Origin of the sequence: Planosporangium mesophilum (assembly GCF_016863255.1) — a bacterium.
GTDB classification, from domain to species: Bacteria; Actinomycetota; Actinomycetes; order Mycobacteriales; family Micromonosporaceae; genus Planosporangium; species Planosporangium mesophilum.
The window spans coordinates 1-18,363 of the sequence record NZ_BOON01000036.1 but is presented as its reverse complement, the minus strand read 5'-3'; the positions used below and the strand labels follow the sequence as shown (position 1 = coordinate 18,363).

Here is an 18,363-nt window from a genome sequence, read left to right as displayed (position 1 = left end):
GGGAGCCGCCTTCTGGGCTTTTCTGGCGCCCCGTGCCGTGGTCTGCGTAGTCACGTGTGCTCCTTTCCGCGTCGAACCCGTTTCGGCCGCGTATCCGGTGTGGACGGTTCCGGCTCCGCTGTGAGCTCTCGTTCCGCAGGGAGCAGCTCACCGGCGTCGGGTACGGTCCCGTCCGGCTCGGCCCACCCCGGCCAGAACCGTTCGGCGACCCTGGACGCCGCCACGGCGCCCGCTGTTCCGATACCACTCGCGGCCAGGCTGGTGGCCCAGGCAACCGGTCCGATCGGGCGGCAGCCGAAGAACTGGCTGACGCCCGGTGTCTGGATGATGGTCCCCAGCACGGCGGCCGAGGCCGCGCTGGCGCCGATGACGAGCGGGCTGCGCCAGCCCGCGACCAGGGTCTGGCCGAGTTGCGTGCCGACCAGCGTCACCAGCGCCACCGTGCTGGCCCGCGCCTGAGTACCCGTTCCGCGCGCGAACAACCAGGCTCCCGTCGTGGCCCCGGCGGTGGAGACGGCGCGCACCGCGGTGTCGCGGGCGAGGGTACGCCCGAGCGACGTCTCCGGCCCCTCGTACAGCAGATCCTCCGGCGTGCGCCGGGCGGGCGGCCGGACCGCCAGCGCCATCGACGGCAGCAGGTCGGTGAGCAGGTTGACCAGCAGCAGTTGCCGGGCGTTCAGCGGCGACCCGGCCGGGGCCAGCAGCCCCGTACCCAGAGTGAACGAGATCTCGCCCAGGTTGCCGCCGACCAGGACCGACACGGCGTCGCGTACCGATGCCCACATGGCGCGGCCCTCGACGACCGCGTCGATGATCGTTTCGATCCGATCGTCGGTGACGATGAGGTCGGCGGACTCCCGCGCGGCGTCGGTGCCGCGCTTGCCCAGCGCGATGCCGACGTCGGCGAGCCGGATCGCGGCGGCGTCGTTGGCGCCGTCGCCCGTCATGGCCGCCGTGTGCCCCCGCTGCTGCAACGCCCGTACGATCCGGACCTTGTGGGCCGGGGTGACCCGGGCGAAGACCGAGACCTGGGGCAGCACCTCGGCGAGCTTGTCGTCGTCCAGGTCGTCCAGTTCGGGCCCGGTCATGACCCTGCCGCTGTCGACGATGTCGAGCTCGGCGGCGATCGCCTCGGCCGTTGTGGGGTGGTCACCGGTCAGCATGATCACCTTGACGCCGGCCCTGCGCAGCCTGGCGACCGCGTCCTTCGCCTCCGGCCGGGCCGAGTCCGCGAGCGCGAGCAGCCCGAGGAACTCCAGGTCCGCGATGAGGTCCGGGCTGATGCTCCGGCGGTTGGTGACCGGGCACTGTGCCACCGCGAGGACCCGGTACCCCTGGCGGGCCAGCCGGTCCACCTCCGCCTCGATGGCGACCCTGGCCTGCCGGTCCATCCGCCGTACCTCGTCACCGCGGCGCCACCGCACGCAGGCCGGCAGGACGACCTCCGGGGCGCCCTTCAGGCAGAGCACCAGCCCGCGACGGGTCGAACCCAGGGTGGCGTGGTAGCCGCGGGCGGGTTCGAACGGTACGTCGTCGACGACCCGCCAACCGCCCACACTGTCGTCGGGGCTGACACCGGCGACCGGGCCGGCGGCGATCACCGCCTGGTCGGTGGGGTGCGGCACGTGATCCACTCCGGTCGGGCTGGCGCGCAGCGCGGCGGCGAGAACCATCGCGGTGATCGGCGACAGCCGGTCGACCGGGTTGTCGACGAGCCCGTCGGAGACCCGCTGGAGACCCAACCGGCCCTCGGTGAGGGTGCCGGTCTTGTCGAAGCACAGCACGTCGACCCGGCCCAGCGCCTCCGTGGTCGACTGGTCGCGTACCAGCGCTCCGCGCTGCGCGAGCCGGCGAGCCGCAGCGATCTGACCGACGGTCGCGACGAGCGGGAGCCCCTCGGGTACGGCGGCGACGGCCAGGCTCACCGCGGTACCCAGCGTGGCGCTCAGCGGGCGGCCGCGCAGCAGGCCGCCGACGACGAGCGCGGCCCCGGACCCGAGAGCGATGGGGATGCTCGCTCCGGTCAGGCGCATCAGCCGGGCCTGTACCCCCCGCTCCGGCGGCCCCGCCTGCGCGGCCCGGCCGCTGCGCCCGAACTCGGTCAGCGGGCCGGTCGCCACCACCAGACAGGTGGCTTCGCCGGCGGCGACGACGGTGCCCTCGTAGAGCATGCTGCGCCGCTCCGCCACGCTCACGGCGGCGGTGGCGAGGGCGGTCTTCGTCACCAGCTGGGACTCGCCGGTGAGACTGGACTCGTCGACCTCCAGGTTGGCTGCTTCCAGGATGCGGCAGTCGGCGGGTACGGCGTCGCCGGCTCGTAGCAGGATGACGTCTCCCGGGACGAGTTGGTCGGCGTCGGCCTCGACCTCGTCGCCGCCGCGGCGGACCGTGGCTCGCAGTGAGGTGTCGCGGGCCAGGCGGCGCAGGGCCCGGTCGGCGCTGACCCGCTGTACGGCACCGATGATCGCGTTTCCGCCCATGACGGAGCCGATGAGCGCCGCGTCGGTGACGGCACCGGTGGCCGCCGACATCGCCGCGCCGGTGGCGAGCAGCGGCGTCAGCGGGTTCGCCAGCTCGTCCAGCGTTGTACGGACGAAACCGTCCTCCCGGTGCCCGTGGACCGACGGCTGCTCGGCGAGCCGCGCGTCCGCCTCCTCCGCGGTCAGCCCGGCGGGGGTGGTCTCCAACCGGCTCAGCGCGGTGTCGATGTCGAGTGCGTGCCACTGTGTCTCGTCGGTCGGTACCGGATCCGGACGCTCGTCGACCGACCTGGCCGACAGCGCGGCCATCGCCATTCCCGTCACGGCCGCGGCGTTGACCGCGACGCGTGCGCGTCCGGACTGGCCTGCACCTGACGGCCCGGACAGCGCCAGGAGGGCGGCGGCGACCGAACCGTACAGCGCGATGAGGGCGCCGCGGCGGGAGACCGCACGGGCCGCCACCACCGAGTCCAGGATGCGGCAGGCCTGCGCCAGGCCCGGCCCGCAGAGCAGATCGGCCGCCCAGGGGACCGGCGCGTCCTCGCGGACCATGCCGATGCCGCAGTCCGAGGACATCAGTGCCGACTGCCCTTCGCCGGCCACCAGGGCGACCACCCGGCCCTGCTCCTGCAGCCTGCGGATCTCCCCGGCCAGGTGGGTACCGGTGGGGATCACCGCGTCCGCGTCGAACCGCTCGCCGAGTCCACTGCCGATCCCGGCCACGATGAGGGGGCCGACCGCCCGGGCGGACGCGACCAGGTCCGGCGCGTTCGGGGCGAGTTCCGGTACCGCGACGAGCACGGCGACCAGCGTCCCGCCACGTACCAGGCCGAGCAGCACGCCGCCGGGGGTACGCAGCCGGTCCGCAATGGAGCGCTGAGCAGTAGAGCGCTGATCACGCGGCGCGACCCTGTTCAGCGAGCCGAGCCTCCAGCCGCCCCGGGTACGCACGGTTCCCGGGTCGGACGGGTCGAGCAGCGACCCCGCCCGGGCCCGCAGGTCGCTCTCCTCCTCGGGGGAGAGGTCGGCGTCCGCTCCGACCAGCTCGCCGATGGCGAAGCGGCCGGTGGTCAGGACCCGGGCGTCGACGACGACGGTGTCGATCCGGTCCAGACGCCGCAGTACGCGCGCCTCGAGCGGTATGACGCCGCGGGCGCAGAGCGCGCGTCCGAGCCGGGCGGCGAACACCTCCTGACTCAGCCGCGCCGCCTTGGGCGTGATGACGGAGAGCGCGGTTCGCGCCGTGTTCCGGTTTCGGGTGATCGCCGCAGCCCCGGCGGCCGCCGCCAGCGCCACCGCGGAGGCCCGGTTGGCATAGCTCTCGACCGGCCCCGGCGGGAGCGGAACCGGTCGCGGCGGTACCCGTACCGGCTCCTCGGGGATGTCCTCCCGGTCGAGGTGCAGTTCGGGCTCGCGGCGGTGCCAGACTTCCCGACGGGCGTTGATCTCCGCGATGAGCGTCGCCCGGAGGGTCGCGTCGATCAGCAGGCCGACCGGTATCCCCGGCGTCAGGCCCTGCGCGACCGCATGCGTCACGGCAAGCGTGAGGTCGGTGGCGGCGCGACCCAGCCGTTCGCTCAGCTCGTGTCGCAGCCGGGGGGTCGCCTCGATCAGGGAGAGCACCGAGAGCAGGTCGGCCGGCAGGGTGCGCCCACCCAGCGCCGGGCGCATGGTGGACAACACCAGCCCGAGCGCGTCGCCGCCGAGGGCGTACAGCTGCCGGTACAGCGGCTCGACATCGCCGGGATGCTCGGGGCGGCCCCGCGGGAAGCCCTCGGTCTCCAGCTGGTGCGCCTCTTCCACGTCCTCGATCGCGTCGATGACGTCGTACGGGCTGAGGACGTCCTCGTCGAAGGAGACCACGACCCGGCCGAGGACGGCGTTGACCTCCGCCCAGTGAACTCCGTGGATGCGGTTGAGGTGCTCCTCCAGGCGCTTGATGACGGCCTCGTTGCCGGGGCGGTCGATGCCGCGTACCTCGATGTGGGCCCGGCCGTGACCCACCCAGCTTCGTCGGGACCTGCGCTGGCGGCCCGGCAGGGGCAGCGACCGGGCGGTGACGGACGGCAGTCGACCCAGGGCCGTCAGAAGCCTATTCATACCCCTCCGTCGGGGGTCGCCCGACCGGCGACGGCGGTTGGGCGACCACAGGATCGGGGACAGGTAGCAACGGTCGTGTTGGCGTCCACCGGCGAAGAATCGCATCGGCGCTCGACCGCCAGCATCACCCGGCCTGGGTGAATCGGCGGCTGCGGGATCCGGTCGGTGCTCCTAGGCCCGTCCGGGCGGTATTCCTTGGCCCGTCCGGATTCCTTGGCCCGTCCGGCGGGGTGGGCAGGTTTGACGCCGTCGCAGGCAGGTAGAGGCATCACGGATCGCGACGCGGGCGCAAGGCTTGAGTTCGAAAGGGCGAACCGAGGTGAAACGTCCGGCAGACGGAGCGAAGCGGCTGGTGGGAGGGGACCTACGGGCGGCGCTGTGGGCTGCGTCCGCGATCGTCGCGGCGACCTTGGCAATCTTCGTGGCGCAGCAACTGCACGCCGGTGAGGGCACACCGCACAACCCCGGTCGCGCCGCGCCGACCGTTCCCGCGTCCCCGACCGGCTCGCACAGCGACCATCCGGGTTGCACCGCGTCGTACACGGTGGCGGGCGCCTGGCCCGCCGGCTTCCAGGCCAACGTCACGATACGGACGAACGGGTCGTCGTCGATCAGCGGTTGGATCGTCAAGTGGACGTTCCCCGCCGACCAGACCGTGATGCAGCTGTGGAACGGCCACTACACGCAGACGAAGACGGCGGTGACGGTACGGAGCGAGGGCTGGTACCCCTCGCCCGCGGCGAACGAGATGACGACGACCTTCGGTTTCGTGGGTACCGGCGCCGCGCCGCCCGCCGTCCAGGACCTGACCTGCACGGTGTCGGTCGGGGCCCAGTCGTCGGCCTCGCCGTCAGCGGGGGCGCCGTCACCGGCCGCGTCGCCGTCACCGGCGCCGTCGCCTTCGTGACGTCGCCCTTGTAGGCCTGACCGGCGCGTATGGACGCTCCACGACGGAACGCGAGTCGCGCGGAGGCACCTGATGGATCTCGTGGTACCGAGGTATCCGGTGGTAGCCTCACCCGCGATGCACGGCCCACGGTGGCGCGGTCGCACACAGCTCCGTGCCGCCTGGCATGCGCGGACGAATGCCTCAGGTCGGTTGGACGGTTGCCGATCCAGTCACGAGAAGAGCGCGCAGAGCGGGACATGGGGCGGTCATGACCAGGGCAACACAGGGCCGTGAGGTGCCCTCCGGCGGAGTCGCCGGAGGCGGGTACCCGCGACCGGCGAACCTGGTGACGGCGGATCTCACGACCACGGATCTCGCGACCACGGATCTCGCGACCACGGCCGACGACGCCGATCTGGAGGCCGAGCTGGCCGTTCTGGTCTCCGGCGCGTACGACCGCCACGACGGGCTGCTCGAGCGGGCCGATCAGCTCGCCGCGCGGGCCTCCGCGCGGGGGCGGGACCGCTACGTCGCCCTTGCCGAACTGGCCCGCGCCGACCTCTACAACCGGACCAGGCGCGCCCCCGAGGGTGCCCGGATCGCGCAGACCCTGCTGCGGTCGACCACGGACAACGTGGTCGCGGCGCGCGCCCACGCGGTGATCTCCGGAGCGCTGTGGCGGCTGGGCGAGACCGGCGAGTCGGCCGACCACGCCGAAAAGGCCGTGCGGCTGCTGACCGACAACGACCCGTTGTGCCTGCGCGTCGACCACGCGATTGTGCTGGCGACCCAGGTCCACGGCTACCGGCTCGGCGGCACCTCGGTCGACGGCTTCCGCTACGCGCACGACCTGGCCGAGAAGCTCGGCGACCCCAGCCTGATCGTCGCCAACCTCAACAACTGGGCCTGGGTGCAGTACGACCGCGGCGAACTGGCCGACGCCGTGGAACTTGTGCAGCGGATGCGGCGGGTGGCCGACCACACCGGCCGGCAGCTCAACGCCTCGTGCGTCGACACGCTCGCCCGCATCCTGCTCGAGTCCGGCGACGCCGAACAGGCGACGACCGTGATCCTCCGCGCGCTGGACGGGTTCGCCGCCGAGACCGAGTCCGACGGCATCCCGGGCTGCCTGCTGACGCTCGCGGAGATCCGGCGCCGCGGCGGTGACCTCGACGGCGCCATCTCCAGCCTCACCGCGTGCCGTGACGTCTGCGCCCAGAACAAGCTCGCCGAGATCGGCGCCCGGGCGCTGCACGAGTTGGCGCGCTGTTACGCGGCAGTCGGTGACTACCGGTCGGCGTACGAGCACATGGTGTCGTTCCATGGGGAGTGGACGCAGCTGCGCTCGCAGCAGAGCGAGGTGGCGGCGTCCGTGGTGCAGGCGGTCTTCGACATCGAGGAGGCCCGCCGGCGCAGTCGCGAGTACCAGCGGCTGGCCGAGCGCGACCCGCTGACCGGCCTGTGGAACCGGCGCAAGTGCGAGCAGCACCTGGCGGCGTTACTCGCGACGCCCGTGGCCGTACGGGGTCCGGTCAGCGTGGCGATTCTCGACCTGGACCACTTCAAGCAGATCAACGACCGCTTCTCACACAGCGTCGGCGACGCCGTACTGGCCGCCATGGGGCAGGTCCTGCCGGAGACGGCCGGTCCGGACGGGCTCGCGGTACGCCTCGGGGGTGAGGAGTTCCTCCTGATCCTGCCGCTGGACGGGGCCGCCGCCCGGGACCACTGCGAGCGGGTGCGGCGCGGGATCGCGGCGTACGACTGGTCCGCGGTCTGCCTGGACCTGCACGTCACGACCAGCGTCGGGGTGACCGAGATCGGGCCGGACGACGACTACGCGTCCCTGCTGCGCCGCGCGGACGAGTACCTGTACCGGGCCAAGCGGCTCGGGCGCGACCTGGTCGTCGCCGACTCCGGGGCGGGGGGCACCGACCGGTAACGGTCGCCCTACTCCGGCCGGTGTTGATCGCGGCCCAGCTCGTCGCGGGTAACGTCCTCGACAACAACATCCTCGACAACAACGTCCTCGACGATGAAGCCGAGCCCGATGCCGAGCAGCCACAGGTCCTTGATCAGCGGGGTGCCCTGCTGGGTCGGGCGCAGGCTGCCGGGTTGCCGCATCCCAGGCGTGCGCAGGTACAGGCCGAGCAGGGCGGCGGAGAACGCCGTGAGCCCGACCCCGGCCAGCGCCGTGGGCACGACGGGAGCCAGCAGCGCCGCGCCGAGCGCTATCTCGGAGGCCGCCAGCAGCCGGACGAACCGGCGCGGCGGAATGCGGCGCAGGAACGGGTACGTCCCGGCGGCCATGCCGTGCAGCGCGGCGGCGGTCTGCTCGTCGGGGTCGCGCTTGGACAGGCCGGAGTTGAGGATGACGATGCCCGAGGCCAGTCGGGCCGGTATGTGCCACGGTTTGACAGGCAGGGATCTGACGGGCAGGGCCACGGTGCTTCTCCCAATCGGTGGCTGATCCCAATCGGTGACTGAGCGGAGGCTGTACGCGTCCACCGCCCTCTGGGGTGTTCTCCGCTCCGGGTGGGGTGAAACTACGCGGGACCGGGCAGTTCCCAGATCATCGTCCGCTTGACCGGTACGCCCTCCAGCGCCGGGCCGGTCGGCACGTCGTACGTGTGCAGCAGGCGGAACAGCCGGCGGGGCAGGTACGCGCGGTCCGGATCGCCGACGAGCACCCGCGTGCCGTTCCGGGCGGCGCGCCGGGTGAAGGCGAGGACCCGGTCGGCCATCGCCTTGCTGTAGAAGGCGTCCCCGGCCAGTATCACCTCGGCGTCTCCCGCGTCTTCCGCGAGGACGTCGCCCAGCGTGGCCTCCACCGCGACCCCGTTGGCGCTCGCGTTGCGCCCGATCGCCCGTACCGCGTCGGCGTCCACGTCGACGGCCCGGACCGCCGCCGCGCCGGCCAGTGCGGCGGCGATCGCGACGAGGCCGCTGCCGGCGGCGAGATCGAGTACCCGGCGCCCCTTCACGGTGTCGGGGTGGTCGAGGACATAGCGGGCCAGTCCCTGCCCGCCGGCCCAGGCGAAGGCCCAGAACGGGGGCGGCCGGTCGCTGCTGTACCCACCGCCGGCCAGCTCGAACAGCCCGATCGGCTCGTCGGCCTGGTGCAGCCGGAGCTCCGGCAGGAACGGCACCGCAGCCAGATGCACGTGGGCGTGGATATGGGCGGTTGGGACCTCGGACACCGTACCCATTCTTGCAGCCCCTTCGACGGCGTCGCTCAAACTTTCTTGTGAAGGTCTAAATAAAGTACGTGAGCAGGGTATTTATTGTCACCAGGGGCGTGTTTCGTGGCGTGAACGTCTTGACAGGTATCGATGTCCGGTGTTGTCTGCGTCCGAAGTTGTCTGCCCAGTGCGGCCGCCCGTGCTGCGGACTTCCACTCCGCCGCAGTCACCCGACAGGATCGTTCCGCGAAAGGACCGCCATGCCCGTACCCGAATGTCCTGACGGCCGGGGGAGGGGTCAGCGCCTCGCCTCCGTCGCCGCGACCGCCGTCCTGATCGCGTTGGCGCTGGTCTGGGTGCCCCCACGCGCCGTGCACGCCGCCGTGACGCCGGCCAGCAACGAAACCGTGAACATCTGGCTGACCACGACCAACGACAGCGGCGGCCGCAACGTCACCCGCGGCCTGCAGCAGCAGAGCCCGGTGGCGTTCGCCACCACCAGCCCCGCCGGAGCGCAGACCATCACGGTCAACGAGAACACCGCGTACCAGCGGTTCGTCGGTGCCGGTGCGTCCTTCACCGACACCGCCGCATGGCTGATCAACGGCAGCGGCGCACTGACCCCGGCCGCGCGCGACGCCGTGATGCGTCGGCTGTTCGACCCGAACAGTGGCATCGGGCTGAGCTTCCTGCGCAACCCGATGGGCGCGTCCGACCTGGCCCGCTACAGCTACTCCTACGACGACACCTGCTGCGACCTGAACGACTTCTCCATCGGCCACGACCTGGCCGACGTGGTACCGCTGACCCGGCAGGCCCGGTCGCTCAACCCGGGACTGTCGGTCATGGCGTCGCCGTGGAGCGCGCCGGCCTGGATGAAGGACAACAACAGCTTCAACCAGGGGTGGCTGCAGTCGCAGTACTACGGCGCCTACGCGCAGTACTTCGTCAAGTACCTCCAGGCGTACGCCGCGCAGGGGATCCCGGTCGACTACGTGACCGCGCAGAACGAGCCCGGCTGCTGCCCGGGGTACCCGTCGATGCAGTGGAACGCCAGCGGCCTGGACTACTTCACCGCCAGCAACCTGCTGCCAGCGTTCCACGCCGCCGGGCTCAACACCAAGGTCCTCATCCACGACTGGAACTGGGACGGGTGGAACACCTGGGGCGCGCCGCTGCTGGCGGACCCGGCGATCGCGGGCGACCCGAACTTCGGTGGCATCGCCTGGCACGGCTACGGCGGGGACGTGAGTCAGCAGACCACGGTGCACAACCAGCACCCGAACGTCGACGCCTTCGACACCGAGCACTCCGGCGGCACCTGGGTCGGCAACCAGCAGTCCGAGGACATGCGCAACATCATCGACTACACCCGGAACTGGGGCCGCACGGTCACCAAGTGGAGCCTCGCGGTCGACCAGAACATGGGCCCGCACAACGGCGGCTGCGGCACCTGCACCGGCCTGGTCACGGTGCACAACGGTGACGCGCGGCACGGGCAGGTGGACTACACCGTCGAGTACTACGACATGGGGCACCTGACGAAGTTCGTGCGCCCCGGCGCGTACCGCATCGACTCCAGCGCGAACGCGACCGTGCCCAACGTGGCATGGCGCAACCCGGACGGGTCCAAGGCGCTCATCGCGTACAACGGCAGCGGCAGCACCCAGTCGGTCAAGGTCAACTGGGGCAACCAGTCGTTCACGTACCCGCTGCCCGCCGCCACCTCGGCCACGTTCACCTGGAGCGGCGCCCAGAGCGGCGGCCCATCGGCGTCGACCGGCCCGATCACCGGCCTGGCAGGCAAGTGCGTCGACGTCGCCGGCGCCAACGCGGCCAACGGTACGGCCGTGCAGCTGTACACCTGCAACGGCAGCGCCGCGCAGCAGTGGACGGTCGGCACCGACGGCACGATCCGCGCCCTCGGCAAGTGCCTGGACGTGGTCGACCGGAGCACGGCCAACGGCGCCAAGGTGCAGCTCTGGGACTGTGCCGGCGGGGCCAACCAGCAGTGGACCTACACCGCCGGACACGGCCTGGTGAATCCAGCGGCCAACAAATGCCTCGACGTGACCGACAACAACGCGGGCGACGGCACCCGGCTGCAGATCTGGGACTGCACCGGCGGGGCCAACCAGCAGTGGACGGTACCCGGCCGCTAATTTCAAGTACTGAAATATGGTCCTAGACTGCTGACGTGTTGACGTTGACGGAAGCGTGCCCGCTCCTGAAGGCCGAATCGTGAACCGCCAGCGGACCACCGTGCGCGACGTGCGGCGTACCAACCGGTCGGTCCTCCTGTCCAGGCTGTTCCTGGACGGTCCCGTGAGCCGCCTCGAACTGAGCCGGCTCACGGGGCTGAGCGCGGGTACCGTCAGCAACGTCACCGGCGAGCTCATCGACGAGGGCCTCGTGGTCGAGGCGGGGTTGGTGGAGTCCGACGGCGGTCGCCCGCGCGTCCTGCTCGCGATCAACCCGAGCTACGGGTACGTGATCGGCGTCGACGTCGGTGAGACCCGCATCAAGGTCGAGCTGTTCGACCTGTCGATGCGCGCACTTGCCACGGTCGACCATCCGCTGGACTCCGCGACTCCGGACCCCGACCAGGTGGCCGGCCTCGTCATCACCGGGCTGCATGAGGTCATCGCCGGCGCCGGGGTCGAGGCGGACCGGGTGCTCGGCGCGGGCATCGGCGTCTTCGGCACCGTCGAGCAGGGGCCGGCCGTGCTGGTCCACGCCCCGACCGTGGGCTGGGAGGCGGTACCCCTCGAGGCGCTGGTGCGCGCCGGTACGGACCTACCGCTCTTCTTCGACAACGGCGCGAAGACCATGGGCCAGGCCGAGATGTGGTTCGGCGCCGGTAGGGGCGTCCGGCACGCGGTGATCGCGCTGGTCGGCTCCGGCGTGGGCGCCGCGATCGTCACGGACGGCGCGACCTACCGCGGTACCAGCAGCAGCGCCGGCGAGTGGGGCCACACCACGATCGTGTACGGGGGCCGGAACTGCCGGTGCGGCGCGCGCGGCTGCCTGGAAACGTATGTCGGCGCGGCCGGGATCCTCGACCGGTACCGGGAGGCCAGCGGTGGGTCTGATGTGCCGGGAACCGACGAGGAGTCGCAGTTGGCGGCGCTCATCTCGGCTGCGGACGGCTCCAAGGCCGCGCGGGTGCTGGACGAAACCGTGGGCTACCTCGGCGCCGGGATCGCGAACCTGGTGAACCTGTTCAACCCGGAGCGGATCGTGCTGGGCGGCTGGGCCGGGCTCGCGCTCGGCGCGAAACTGCTGCCCCGGATCCAGGAGGCGGCCGCCTCCCAGGCGCTGGCGCACCCGTTCGGCCAGACCACGATCGAGCTGTGCCGGCTCGGCCCGGATGCGGTGGCCGTCGGCGCCGCGACGCTCCCGGTGGCCGACCTGCTGGCGCGCGGCGCGCGTATCCCGCTGCCCGCCGCCCCCGCGTCGCCGGGCACGTCTGCCCCGGCTACGTCGCCGGTGTCTGCCCCGGCTTCGGCTGCCCCGGCTTCGGCTGCCCCGGCTTCGGCTGCGCCGGCTTCGTCACCGGCGTCGGCCCCCGCTCGGTCGAGCCGCCATTTCTCCTAGATCGGCGGAGTATGGCCGGCGGAGCGACGCGCCCGAGTCCACCCTGTACGGGCTTTATTTAAACCTTATATTGACGCGCCTCGCGGTCAGGGCATAGCGTCCGGTCGATGGAGCGCTCTCTCCCGGCACCCGGGGAGAAGGGCAGCGCCGTCCGGACAGAACGGAGTCAGCAATGCCCATCGGCAGCCCCCACGGTCGACGCCGGCTGTCGCGCTTAAACGTGCGGCGATTAACCGCTCTTGTGATCACCACCGCCTGCGTCGGGTTCACGGTCACGTCACCTGCCGCGGCCGACAAAGGTGAGGTCTACCTTCGCGCGAACGCGCCGGTCCAGGCACGGGTACAGGATCTGCTGAAGCGGATGACGCTCGACGAGAAGGTCGGCCAGCTGGAGCAGATCGCGGTCAACCGACTGCTGGGCGACTGCACCTGGAGCGGTGGCGACTTCAACGAGGCCTGCATGAAGCAGGTGCTCGCCGACGAGGCCACCGGTTCCATCCTGTCCGGCGGCGGCATGGGGCCCAAGTCCAACACCCCGAAGGACTGGGCCATTATGATCAACACGGTTCAGCGGTACGCGCTGGAGCACTCCCGGCTGCGCGTCCCGATCGTGTACGGCGTCGACGCGGTACACGGGCACAACAACGTCCTCGGCGCGACGATCTTCCCGCACCAGATCGGTCTCGGTGCGGCCTGGAACCCGGCGCTGACCGGCGCGACCGCCGAGTCGACCCAGCGCGCCGTCGCGGCCACCGGCGCCACGTGGAACTTCGCCCCGGTCGCCGACCTCGCCCGGGATCAGCGGTGGGGCCGCTACTACGAGACGTACTCCGAAGACCCGCTGCTGGCCGGCGAGAACGCGGCGGCCGCCGTACGCGGGCTCGAGAACGGCAGGAGCGGCCGGAAGGTCGCGTCGTCGGTGAAGCACTTCGCCGGGTACTCCGAGCCGTCCAACGGGCACGACCGGGTACCGGGCGACATGTCCATGCGGTACCTGCAGGACACGATCCTGCCGTCGTACAAGGCGGCCGTCGACGCCGGCGCGCTGACCGTCATGGTCAACTCCGGCGCCGTCAACGGCGTACCGGCTCACGCGTCGCACTACCTGCTCACCGACGTGCTGCGCAACCAGTGGCGCTTCAAGGGCGTCGTGATCAGCGACTGGAACGACGTCCTGAGCCTGCAGCGGGCGTACCACGTCGTCAACGACTACCCGGGCGCCATCGCGGCGGCGGTCAACGCCGGCGTCGACATGGCCATGCTGCCGCCGGACGACCGTACCTTCCACGCCTCCGCCGTCGACGCCGTCAAGCGCGGCCTGATCTCGCAGAAGCGGCTCGACGAGGCGGTCGGGCGCGTGCTGTGGCTGAAGTTCACCCTGGGGCTGTTCGAGCACCCGTACGTGGACGAGTCGAAGGCCGACGCGGCGGTGCTCGGTACCGACAAGGACCTGGCCCGTAAGGCCGCCACCGAGTCGATGGTGCTGCTACGCAACACCGGCGGCGTGCTGCCGCTCGCGGCCGGCAAGCGCATCGTGGTGACCGGGCCGAGCGCGGACTCGATGGCCAACCAGACCGGTGGCTGGACCATCGGCTGGCAGGGCATCCCGGCCGGGGTCACGGTGCCCGGTACCACCATCGCGCAGGGGCTCAAGGCGGGCGCCCCGGCCGGTACCGACGTGGCGTACGTCCCGGACGGCGCCGAGGCGGTGAACCGGGCGAAGTCGGCCGACGCGGTCGTGGTCGTCGTCGGTGAGAAGCCGGGCGCCGAGGGCGAGAGCGACTCGCCGCGGCCGGAGCTCGCCGCCGACCAGCAGCAGCTTGTCGCCTCGCTGCAGGCCACCGGCGTCCCGGTCGTGCTCGTGGTCGTCTCCGGGCGGCCGCTGGTCCTCGGCGCCGCCGGCAACACGGCCGGTCTGCTGGCCGCCTGGCTGCCGGGTACCGAGGGCGGCAACGCGGTCGCCGACCTGCTGTACGGCAAGGCCAACCCGAGCGGCCGGCTGCCGGTCTCGTGGCCGAAGAACCTCGGCAACGAGCCGATGTACTACCAGCAACTGCCGGGCACCAACGGCGGCCCGGACTCGGGGTACAGCCCCGCGTTCGCCTTCGGCGCAGGCCTGTCCTACACCAGTTACACGATCGGCAATCTGACGGCCAACCGGTCGCAGATACGCCCCGGTGACACCGTCGGGGTCGACGTCACCGTCGCCAACACCGGGTCACGCGCCGGTGACCTCGTCGTGCCGGTCTACGTCAGCCAGCCCGTCAGTGCGGTCCTGGTACCCGCCAAGCGGCTGGTCGCATTTACCCGGGTCACGCTCGCACCCGGGCAGTCCCGCACCGTCCACCTCACCTTCCCGGCGTCCCGCCTCGCGGTGACCCCGGGAGACGTCAACGGCGCCGGCGCGCCGCGGGTGGAAGCCGGTTCGTACCAACTCTCCGCCGGCGACTCCACCGCAACGTTCACGGTTCGCTAGTGCCACCGCTCCTGCTAGTGCCACTGCTCCTGCTAGTGCCACTGCTCTGCTAGTGCTACTGCTCTGCTAGCGCGGCTTCGCCCGCGCTGTGGAGCCGGTAGCGCTGGCTCCGCCCCGCCAGGGCGGCGGCGGCCCGGCCCACGGGCCGCCGCCGCAGCACCCCTCCGCTCTCTCCGGAAGGACAGGCACATGCTCCTACACGCGATGCCTCGCATCAACAGACGCCGTGTTTCGGTCACGTTGCTTGCCATCGCCGCCTTGGGCGTGGCGGGCACCGGTACCGCGATCGCGGCACCGGCACCTGCTCCGGCTCCGGCCGCTGTCGCACCAGCTGATGTGTCGGCCGCAGCCGCGCTGACGTTCGCCGACGAGTTCAACGGTGCCGCCGGCACCGCCCCCGACTCGAGCAAATGGGTCCGCGAGACGGGTGGCGGCGGCTGGGGCAACCAGGAACTCGAGTACTACACCACCAGCACCAGCAACGCCGCGCTCGACGGCAACGGCAATCTCGTCATCACCGCGCGCAGGGAGAACCCGGCCGGCTACAGCTGCTGGTACGGCTCCTGCCAGTACACCTCGGCCCGGTTGACCACCAACGGCAAGTTCACCCAGGCGTACGGCCGGTTCGAGGCGCGCATCAAGATTCCGCGTGGCCAGGGCATGTGGCCCGCCTTCTGGATGCTCGGCAACAACATCGGCAGCGTCGGCTGGCCGAACAGCGGCGAGATCGACATCATGGAGAACGTCGGCAAGGAGCCGAACGCCGTGCACGGCAGCCTGCACGGACCGGGGTACTCCGGCGGCAACCCGCTTACCGGTACCTACAACCTGGGGCGCCCGTTCGCCGACGACTTCCACACCTTCGCCGTCGACTGGACGCCCGGCGCGGTCGCCTGGTCGGTCGACGGCGTGCAGTACCTGCGGCACACGTCCGCCGAGACCAACGGCAACCCGTGGGTGTTCGACCACCCGTTCTTCATGATTCTCAACGTCGCCGTCGGCGGCGTCTGGCCCGGCTCGCCCGACGGCAGCACCGTCTTCCCGCAGCAGATGGTGATCGACTACGTGCGCGTGTACTCGTCCGACTCCGGCGGTGGCGGGGGTGGTGGCGGTAGCGGCGCGACCGGCCAGATCACCGGTGTCGGTGGCAAGTGCGTCGACGTCGCGGGCGCCAACACGGCCAACGGCACCGCCGTCCAACTGTGGGACTGCAACGGTACCGGCGCGCAGCGCTGGACCATGGCCACCGACGGCACCGTGCGCGCCCTCGGCAAGTGCCTGGACGTCACCTCGGCCGGCACTGCGAACGGCACCCAGGTGCAACTGTGGGACTGCAACGGCAGCGGTGCGCAGCAGTGGCGGTACACCAGTGGTCGTGATCTTGTGAATCCGCAGGCCAACAAGTGCCTGGACGCCACCGGGGCCAGCTCGGCCAACGGCACCCGGTTGCAGATCTGGGACTGCACCGGCGGTGCCAACCAGAAGTGGACCGTACCGACCGGCTGAGGTTGCCGGCGGGCTGACGTTACCGACAGGTATGTTCCAGGCGTGGGTTACGACGCCTTCTACGAGCCGGCGGGCGGCGACACGTTCGTCGCCACGCCGGCCACCGCCGGTCCCTGGGACGCCCGCTCCCAGCACGCCGGCCCGCCGTCGGCCCTGTTCGCCCGGGCGTTCGAGCGCCACGAACCGGTCGACGGCCAGCAGCTGGCCCGGGTCGCGGTCGACATCCTGCGGCCCGTGCCGGTGGCGCCGCTGACCCTGCGGGTACGCACGGTTCGCCCCGGGCGGCGCATCACCCTCGTAGAGGGGGTCGCGGAGGCCGACGGCCTGGAGGTACTGCACGCGCGCGGTTGGCGCCTGGCGAGGTCACCGGAGTCGGCGGCCGTCGGTGAAGTCCCCGGCGGCAGCGTCCCTGGCGGCAGCGTCCCCGGCGGCGGCGTCCCTGGCGGCGGCGTCCCCGGCGGCGCGGTCCCGGCCAGCGGGGTCCCCGGCGGTGAGGTCCCCGACCTGCCGGCCGCCGGCCCGGCCGAGGTGTGGCCCGGGGCGCACAGTGCCGGCTACATGGCGGCGATGGAGTGGCGCTTCGTCCGCGGCGGGATGACCCTCCCCGGTCCGGCGGCGGTGTGGATGCGGCCCCGGCTGCCGTTGGTGGCGGGGGAGGAGACCAGCCCGGTCTGCCGGACCATGATGGTGGCCGACTCCGGTAACGGGGTGAGCGCACACCTCGACCCGGCCCGGTGGCTGTTCGTCAACGTCGACCTGACGGTCGTTCTGCACCGACAGCCGCGCGGAGAATGGGTACTGCTGGACGCCGTGACGACCATCGGCCCGGACGGCGCCGCGCTGGCCGCGAGCCGACTGTCCGATCGCGACGGTGCGGTCGGGCAGGGGATGCAGACGCTCGTGGTCACGCCCCGCTGACCGGACCGCTCGTCACGGGTATTCCAACCGGAGGGCCACCTGTCGCACGGCACGATCCATGGCACCATCGGATGGGCGAGCAGTGATCTCGATGAATCAGTGATCTCGACGGATCAGTGATCTCGATGAATCAGTGATTTCGATGAATCAGTGATGCCCATGGATGATGAGGGGTACGTACCGTGTCAATCCGCTTCGGTGCCGTTCTCACGCTCACCGCGTTTCTCGTGGTTCCGATCGCCGGGTCCGCCCCGGCCAGCGCTGAACCGGTCCAATCCGTCCCGGCCAGCGCTGAACCGGTCCGATCCGAGCCGGTCCGATCCGAGCCGGTCCGGTCGGAGCCGGTCCATGCTCAGGACTTCTTCCCCCGGACCATTGCGCTCCCTGACGGTTTCCAGCCGGAGGGCATCGCGATCGACGCACTGCCATACGCGTTCTTCGGGTCTCGCGCCAGCGGCGCGATCTACCGCGCGAACCTGGCCACGGGCGAGGGTACGGTCATCAACGCCGGACCGGGTACCCCGTCGCTCGGCATGAAGGTCGACAATCGCGGGCGGCTCTTCGTCGCCGGTGGCAGCGGCGGCGACGGGCGGGTCGTCAACGCCGTGACCGGCGAACTGTTGGCCAGTTACCGGTTCACCACGTCGCCCAGCTTCGTCAACGACGTGGTACTCACGCCGGGAGCGGCCTGGTTCACCGACTCCACCAACCCGTTCCTGTACCGGGTGCCGCTGGACCGTGCCGGGCGGCTGGCCGCGCCCGAGGAGGTGACCCGGCTGCCGCTGACCGGCGACATCGTGTACGGCAGCGGCATCAACGCCAACGGCATCGCCCGGACCCCGGACGGGAAGGCGCTGCTCATCGTGCAGTCCAACACCGGGAAGCTGTTCCGCGTCGACCCGGCGACCGGCGTCACCCGTACCGTCGACCTCGGCGGCGAACTGCTCACCAACGGCGACGGGCTGCTCCTCGACGGGCACACGCTCTACGTCGTGCAGAACCGGCTGAACAGGGTCGCGGTGTTCCAGCTCGACGACGAGGGCGCGCGGGGTCGACTCGTCACCCGTCTCACCGACCCCGGGTTCGACGTGCCGACCACGGTCGCCGCGTACGGCAAGCGGCTCTACCTGCCGAACGCCCGATTCACCACCACACCGACGCCCACGACGCCGTACACGGCGGTCGCCATCGCGCGGGGGTAGCGCCCGGTTGGCG

Annotated in this window: 11 protein-coding genes; 8 read left to right on the top strand and 3 right to left on the bottom strand. The window is 71.5% G+C overall.

Annotated elements, in window-relative coordinates; translation table 11 throughout:
- Window positions 1-50: 50 nt before the first annotated feature.
- Window positions 51-4,580: an HAD-IC family P-type ATPase gene (locus tag Pme01_RS19925; RefSeq protein WP_168116563.1), complete on the bottom strand. Its 4,530-nt coding sequence runs from the start codon at window positions 4,578-4,580 to the stop codon at window positions 51-53.
- A 352-nt stretch (window positions 4,581-4,932) separates the two neighbouring features.
- Between Pme01_RS19925 and Pme01_RS19920 the strand changes: the two genes are divergently transcribed.
- Together Pme01_RS19920 and Pme01_RS19915 are read left to right on the top strand one after the other, a co-directional pair.
- Window positions 4,933-5,487 carry a cellulose binding domain-containing protein gene (locus Pme01_RS19920; protein ID WP_168116564.1) on the top strand — a complete coding sequence of 185 codons (555 nt, stop codon included), beginning with the start codon at window positions 4,933-4,935 and terminating at the stop codon, window positions 5,485-5,487.
- A 250-nt stretch (window positions 5,488-5,737) separates the two neighbouring features.
- The gene (locus Pme01_RS19915) at window positions 5,738-7,411 is read left to right on the top strand and encodes a sensor domain-containing diguanylate cyclase (RefSeq protein WP_168116565.1); all 1,674 of its coding nucleotides are present in this window, start codon (window positions 5,738-5,740) and stop codon (window positions 7,409-7,411) included.
- Between the two features lie 8 nt (window positions 7,412-7,419).
- Here Pme01_RS19915 and Pme01_RS19910 read toward each other — a convergent pair whose 3' ends face one another.
- Both Pme01_RS19910 and Pme01_RS19905 read right to left on the bottom strand, forming a co-directional pair.
- Window positions 7,420-7,914: a hypothetical protein gene (locus tag Pme01_RS19910; RefSeq protein ID WP_203935750.1), complete on the bottom strand. Its 495-nt coding sequence runs from the start codon at window positions 7,912-7,914 to the stop codon at window positions 7,420-7,422.
- A 101-nt stretch (window positions 7,915-8,015) separates the two neighbouring features.
- Window positions 8,016-8,669 carry a class I SAM-dependent methyltransferase gene (locus Pme01_RS19905; RefSeq protein WP_168116566.1) on the bottom strand — a complete coding sequence of 218 codons (654 nt, stop codon included), beginning with the start codon at window positions 8,667-8,669 and terminating at the stop codon, window positions 8,016-8,018.
- 242 nt (window positions 8,670-8,911) lie between these two features.
- Between Pme01_RS19905 and Pme01_RS19900 the strand changes: the two genes are divergently transcribed.
- The 6 genes from Pme01_RS19900 (at window position 8,912) to Pme01_RS19875 (ending at window position 18,350) form a co-directional block, all read left to right on the top strand.
- Window positions 8,912-10,813, top strand: coding sequence for a lectin (locus Pme01_RS19900; RefSeq protein WP_168116567.1), 1,902 nt, complete (start codon window positions 8,912-8,914; stop codon window positions 10,811-10,813).
- 79 nt (window positions 10,814-10,892) lie between these two features.
- The gene (locus tag Pme01_RS19895; RefSeq protein WP_168116568.1) at window positions 10,893-12,248 is read left to right on the top strand and encodes an ROK family transcriptional regulator; all 1,356 of its coding nucleotides are present in this window, start codon (window positions 10,893-10,895) and stop codon (window positions 12,246-12,248) included.
- A 241-nt stretch (window positions 12,249-12,489) separates the two neighbouring features.
- The gene (locus tag Pme01_RS19890; RefSeq protein ID WP_203935749.1) at window positions 12,490-14,724 is read left to right on the top strand and encodes a glycoside hydrolase family 3 N-terminal domain-containing protein; all 2,235 of its coding nucleotides are present in this window, start codon (window positions 12,490-12,492) and stop codon (window positions 14,722-14,724) included.
- A 204-nt stretch (window positions 14,725-14,928) separates the two neighbouring features.
- Window positions 14,929-16,230: a ricin-type beta-trefoil lectin domain protein gene (locus Pme01_RS19885; RefSeq protein WP_168116594.1), complete on the top strand. Its 1,302-nt coding sequence runs from the start codon at window positions 14,929-14,931 to the stop codon at window positions 16,228-16,230.
- A gap of 42 nt (window positions 16,231-16,272) precedes the next feature.
- Entirely contained in the window at window positions 16,273-17,148 is an 876-nt protein-coding gene (locus Pme01_RS19880; protein ID WP_168116570.1) for a thioesterase family protein, read from the top strand.
- Between the two features lie 182 nt (window positions 17,149-17,330).
- Window positions 17,331-18,350: an SMP-30/gluconolactonase/LRE family protein gene (locus tag Pme01_RS19875; RefSeq protein ID WP_203935748.1), complete on the top strand. Its 1,020-nt coding sequence runs from the start codon at window positions 17,331-17,333 to the stop codon at window positions 18,348-18,350.
- Window positions 18,351-18,363 lie beyond the last annotated feature (13 nt).

Coding starts and splice junctions, on each gene's coding strand:
- Pme01_RS19925 (WP_168116563.1), bottom strand. CDS start 4,580: ATGAATAGGCTTCTGACGGCCCTGGGTCGACTGCCGTCCGTCACCGCC.
- Pme01_RS19915 (WP_168116565.1), top strand. CDS start 5,738: ATGACCAGGGCAACACAGGGCCGTGAGGTGCCCTCCGGCGGAGTCGCC.
- Pme01_RS19900 (WP_168116567.1), top strand. CDS start 8,912: ATGCCCGTACCCGAATGTCCTGACGGCCGGGGGAGGGGTCAGCGCCTC.
- Pme01_RS19885 (WP_168116594.1), top strand. CDS start 14,929: ATGCCTCGCATCAACAGACGCCGTGTTTCGGTCACGTTGCTTGCCATC.